Annotated in this window: 1 protein-coding gene; it reads right to left on the bottom strand. The window is 43.9% G+C overall.

Annotated features, from left to right (window positions below; translation table 11 throughout):
• Positions 1-706 precede the first annotated feature (706 nt).
• On the bottom strand, positions 707-1,192 hold the full coding sequence (locus J5224_RS27030; RefSeq protein ID WP_264628235.1) for a hypothetical protein: 486 nt from the start codon (positions 1,190-1,192) through the stop codon (positions 707-709).
• Between the last annotated feature and the right edge of the window lie 445 nt (positions 1,193-1,637).

Raw genomic sequence — 1,637 nt, 5'->3', positions numbered from 1 at the left:
GCTAATGGTTGAACTGGCCGTAGAGGACTTCTCTGACTGATCGCACCCTGCTACCACCAGCAAAGAAGCTAACAGCGTCGTTTTAATCGCACTGGAAAACCGCATCATCGTCTCCTTGTTAATTACCTTCTTGCACGGCACTGCGTGTTAGAAGGAATTTAATTATCATTCGCATTAAAGTGCGAAATTGTAACGAATGACGATGCGAATGCATAGGGATTCCTGCCCCTTAGGAATTGATGCACATCAGGAAACCCGTGCTTTGATCTTACCCACGTAATGTGGACATGACACTACGCGAGGTTTACAGGGGCTTCTTGCTGGTTGGTACGGACGTTGTCATGTGAATTATTTCTGGTTGAGCGTTGACTCACTGAGTCGCGTGTCCCCTGTTGCTGGGGAAAATCACGATGAGGCTATGGTCTGCGATCTATCGCTTTATGGGTTCCGACCCTGCGTAGCACAGCTACATCTCCGTTTAGCTCAAAACTGAGTTTGTGGCTATGATTTGCTGTGATATGGATGGTAAAGACAGGAGGCTGGTTGTTGCCTTTTAACTTCTCTAACCTCAACCTCTTAGGCTGTGGGTTTGTCAGAAGTTCTTTAATAGCATCTTTTAAATGCTGCTTTATGTCATCAGGCAATCTTTTGGCAGAAAGAACAAACGTTGTGTACGTGGTTGCATCTATATGCCTGATTATTCTGTTCATAAAGAGGCAAAAAAAGCGTCCACCTCTTCAGCAGAAGATAGTTTTGTCGCTTTCCCTTTCGGCATAACATCCGCGTTGTGTTCCATGATTGCCCAACGTAGTGCTTCTTGCTGGTCAAACAGTCCTTTCGTCACAGCCATTGCCTGTAACAATTCTTCGTAAAGCGTTTCTCCCGGCTTGCAGCATCCCATAACCCCACCTGCGTTATCAGCCATGTCTTGATACATAGCTCGCAAAGACTCCTGATCATTCTCAATCAGAGTAAGGAGTTCTTCACTGACAGGTGAAGGTAAAGAGGTGATATCAGCCACAAGCTGGCGTCCGTACTCTATGCGGGCAGAGAATTCACTATTTATCTCCGAGAAATACTTTTCAAGTTGATCCATGGCATTCAATATATTTAAGGGACGGGAAACCCTAACTGAATCTATACCACTGGCATAGAAGCTAATTTTTCCAGATATGCTATGGTCTTTTTTCATGTATTGCCCCTTTTGAACACATGGTTCACTGTCAAGTCTACTTGACATGATATCATCCTGCAATCACGGTCCTATCAGGTACCTTCATGATTTCGCCTATATGCGCGACATGCCGAATAAAAAAGAAAGTTGGGATGAAACGGGCGTGAACTCTGATATTTTCCAAGTAGTAACTTTAGCTTTGTGTCGCAGTGGGCCGTAATAGTATGGTGTACACGCAGTAAATTGGAATAGGTAGCAATTATGTACGCAAATGGCATCGGTCTAGCAAATGCAACTTAACGGTTTGTGGTGCCAAGTAAGACAAACAAAGACGGATTTTTTACATAACACACTGGTTGTAATAGACAAAATAACGCATGAGAGCGATTAATAAGACAATGAGCGACACATCAATACAGCCAACGTACTTTATCCATGACTATGAAACCTTCGGCAAACATCC

It is taken from the genome of Candidatus Symbiopectobacterium sp. NZEC135, from assembly GCF_025962695.1.
This window is presented reverse-complemented; position numbering and strand designations above follow the sequence as displayed.

Excerpts from the sequence above, each read along its gene's own strand:
- J5224_RS27030 (WP_264628235.1), bottom strand. The coding sequence starts at position 1,192 with ATGAAAAAAGACCATAGCATATCTGGAAAAATTAGCTTCTATGCCAGT.